The sequence below is a fragment of the Pedobacter frigoris genome (assembly GCF_005116445.1).
GTDB classification, from domain to species: domain Bacteria; phylum Bacteroidota; class Bacteroidia; order Sphingobacteriales; family Sphingobacteriaceae; genus Pedobacter; species Pedobacter frigoris.
In genome coordinates, this window is record NZ_SWBQ01000016.1 from 1 (window position 1) to 3,650 (window position 3,650).

Genomic DNA, 3,650 nt, shown 5'->3' on the forward strand with positions numbered 1-3,650 from the left:
GTAAGCAATGCAGGGCCAAGTAATGCAGGAGTGGTAAACATCAGTGATGTGTTACCTGCGGGATTGACAAATGTAAGCTGGACAGCAGTGGGTACAAACGGCGCTGTGCTCTCGGGCGCTTCCAGCGGTACGGGCAATGTGAGCGTAACGGCCAACATTCCGGCGGGCAGTGCATTGGTACAGATCACGGTGAATGGAACAGTTGATGCGGGCTTTGCCGGCAGCAGCCTGGTGAACACAGCTACGGCAGTTCCTGGAGCTGGGGTGACTGACCCAAGTCCGGCCAGCAGTACGGTGACCACCACTGTGGGCAGAACAGCCAATGTGAGGATCATCAAATCCGGACCTGCCAATATAGGAGCGGGAGGAACGATCACATATGGATTAAGAATCGTAAATGATGGACCAAGTAATGCACCAGGAGTAATTATTCTGGACGCAATTTCTCCAAAAATATTAAATCCGGTATGGACAGCTACTGTTCAGAACGGCGCTACAATAACAGGTGCTGCAAATGGCACAGGTAATGTAAATGTTATAGGCAATATTCCTGCAAATACTGGTGTGGTTAATGTGACCATCACCGGTCAGGTTGATCCGGCAGTTATTGATGGAGATGTCTTTACCAATACAGCTACTGCAAACTTCCCTGCGGGAAGTCCTGTAACAGATCCGGACCTAAGCTCGAACAGCAGTTCTGTAACGACTCAGGTAAATAATGATCCGGTACTTAAGGTATCGAAAAGTGGTCCGGCAACAATTAATATTGGTGATCCGATTACTTATACCATTGAAATCAGAAATGGTGGGGCAGGTAATATTACCGGTGCACAGATCTCAGATCCGGTACCGGCAGATGTAGCAGTGAGCAGCTGGACTGCAGTAGCACTTAATGGAGCTTCCATTGGAGGCGTACTTAATGGCACTGTTAGCGGAACTACCAATTCAATTATAGCAACAGGTGATATTCCTGCAACAGATCCTGCATCAGTAATCAGAATTACTGTTCAGGGGATTGTAACTACCTCAGCTCATCCTACCTTTACCAATACGGTCACAGTAACGGCCAATGGTGTCAGGGAGAGTTCAGTAGTCACTGCGGTGAACCAGAGTACCGATATCCAGGTACAGAAATCGGGTCCGCAAACGGTAGCAGCAGGTTCAGCAATCTCTTACAGCATAAAAGTCAGTAACTCCGGACCTATTGATGTTGCCGGGTTATTGATCAGAGATAATGTCCCTTCAGCAATAGAAGGTTTGAGCTGGACAGCAGTAGCGAGTGGATCTGCAAGTATTACCGCAGGTGCCTTAGGCAGCAGCAGCAATATCCAGACGACTGCAAATATCCCTGTTGGAACAGCCAACTACATCACCATTAATGTAAATGGTGTAGTAAAAGCAAACACTGCAACAGGCAGCATCAGCAATACAGCAGATGTACAGTTACCTGCAGGGGTTACAGATTTCAACACTTCAAATAACGCCAGTACGGTTAAAACAGACATCAGCACGCTGACTGGTTTATCAGTGAGCAAGTCTGGTCCTCAAAATGGGGTATCAGGTTCTGCGATCACCTATACAATCCGTGTCATCAACAACGGACCAAGTAATGCAATACAGGCAGTCATCACAGATGCTGTACCGGCAGGTATTAAGAATGTAAGCTGGACAGCAATGAGCAGCGGTACTGCATCAATCACGGCAGGTTCGGGCGGTACTGGTAATGCAGTATCTGTAAGAGCCGATATTCCCGCTGGTGCTGGTAACGAAGTAAATATTACTGTTCAGGGAACAATCGATGCTGGTTTTGTAGGGCAATTGGTAAACACTGCGATAGTAACGCCATCAGAAGCAGGCAATCCACCGGTAAATTCGGGTGCGGTTACGACTACGGTGGTTAATGAGTCTAACATCAGCATTGTAAAATCAGGACCTGGAAGCGTAGATGCGGGCAGGACGGTTACTTATACCCTTGATGTAAACAATGCCGGTCCGGGTAACGCGGTCAATGCGACCATTACTGACCAGGTGCCGGCAGTACTGACCAACGTAAGCTGGACAGCAACGGCTTCATCGGGAGCGGTGATCAACAGCGGTGCTGCAGGTACAGGTAATGCAGTAAATGTGAAAGCAGACCTTCCGGCAGGACAGGGAAGTGTTAGGGTTCAGATCACTGGTTTGGTTCCTGCAAACACGGTACTGACCAGTCTGAGCAATACTGCTGTAGTTACCCCATCAGAAGCAGGTAACCCACCGGTAACCTCTAATGAGATCACCACTTCGATCGTTAAAAACTCAGCATTGTCAATACTGAAAAATGGTCCTTCCGCTATCAATTCAGGAGAGGTGATCACTTACACACTTGCGATCAGTAATGCTGGTCCATCTCAGGCGACAAATGCAGTACTTAGTGACATTGTTCCGGCAGAAATTAAAAATGTAAGCTGGACAAGTGTGGTAACTGGTGGATCAGTAATTAGTACAGGCGCAAGCGGAACAGGAAATACAGTAGCGCTTACAGCAACAGTTCCTGCAAATGGAACGGTATTGGTTACGGTGAAGGGTACTGTAGATCCGGTATTTGCTGGTAACTTCACCAATAAGGCAACACTTACACCAACAGAGCCGGGTAAACCTGTTCTTAATTCAGAAATAACAACCACAGTAAAAAATATATCTTCACTTGTGATCAGTAAAACAGGATCAGGCACAGCGACAGCTGGTCAGGTAATGAATTACCAGATCAGGGTGTCGAATGGCGGCCCTGGTACTGCACAAAATGCAGTGATCACAGATGCGATCCCTCAGGCATTGACCAATGTCAGCTGGACAGTAGTTAAAACAGGTGCAGTTCAGATTATAGGAAGTGCTACAGGCATAGGAAATGCATTGAGTGTAGCTGCGACTATTCCTGCAGGTACAGCTGATGAGCTTATTATCAATGTTAGCGGTACAATCAACCCGTCGTTTATTGGTAAATTAACAAATACAGCTACAGCTACACCAGCTGAGCCAGGCAACCCGCCAGTGACCACACCTCCGGTAATCACCGACGTGAATAGTCATCCTCAGGTTGTCTTGACCAAGGTTGGACCTGCTACTGCTATTGCAGGTTCAGAGATCAGTTATGTGATCGAGGCGAGCAATACGGGGTTGAGCAATGCTGCAAACCTGGTGATCAGTGATGATGTTCCAGTTCAGCTGAGCAATGTAAGCTGGACTGCAGTGAGTTCCGGTGCTGGCAGTATCAACAGCGGCGCAACAGGCAGTGGCAACACCGTTTTGCTGGATGTGAACCTGCCTGCGGGAGCTGGCAATAAAGTGACCATCACGGTAAAAGGTACGGTTAACCCATCGTTTGCAGGCAAGCTGAGCAACACGGCAAAAGCAAGCCCTTCAGAACCTGGCAACCCGCCAGTGGTGACCCCGCCTGCAGAAACCGATGTGACCCAGAAGCCAGTCATCGTGCTGAGCAAAACCGGTCCTGCCAGTGCTGTTGCGGGTTCAGAGATCAGTTATGTGATCGAGGCGAGCAATACCGGTTTGAGCAATGCGGCTAACCTGGTGATCAGTGATGTTGTCCCTGCTACATTGAGCAATGTGAGCTGGACGGCAAGCGTTTCAGGCAGCAGTGTGATCAACAGCGGAGC

At 48.4% G+C, this 3,650-nt stretch carries 1 protein-coding gene; it reads left to right on the forward strand.

Annotated features, from left to right (window positions below; all coding sequences use genetic code 11):
- The coding region (locus FA047_RS20355) for a beta strand repeat-containing protein (protein ID WP_136837942.1) at positions 1-3,650 on the forward strand (3,650 nt) is incomplete at both ends.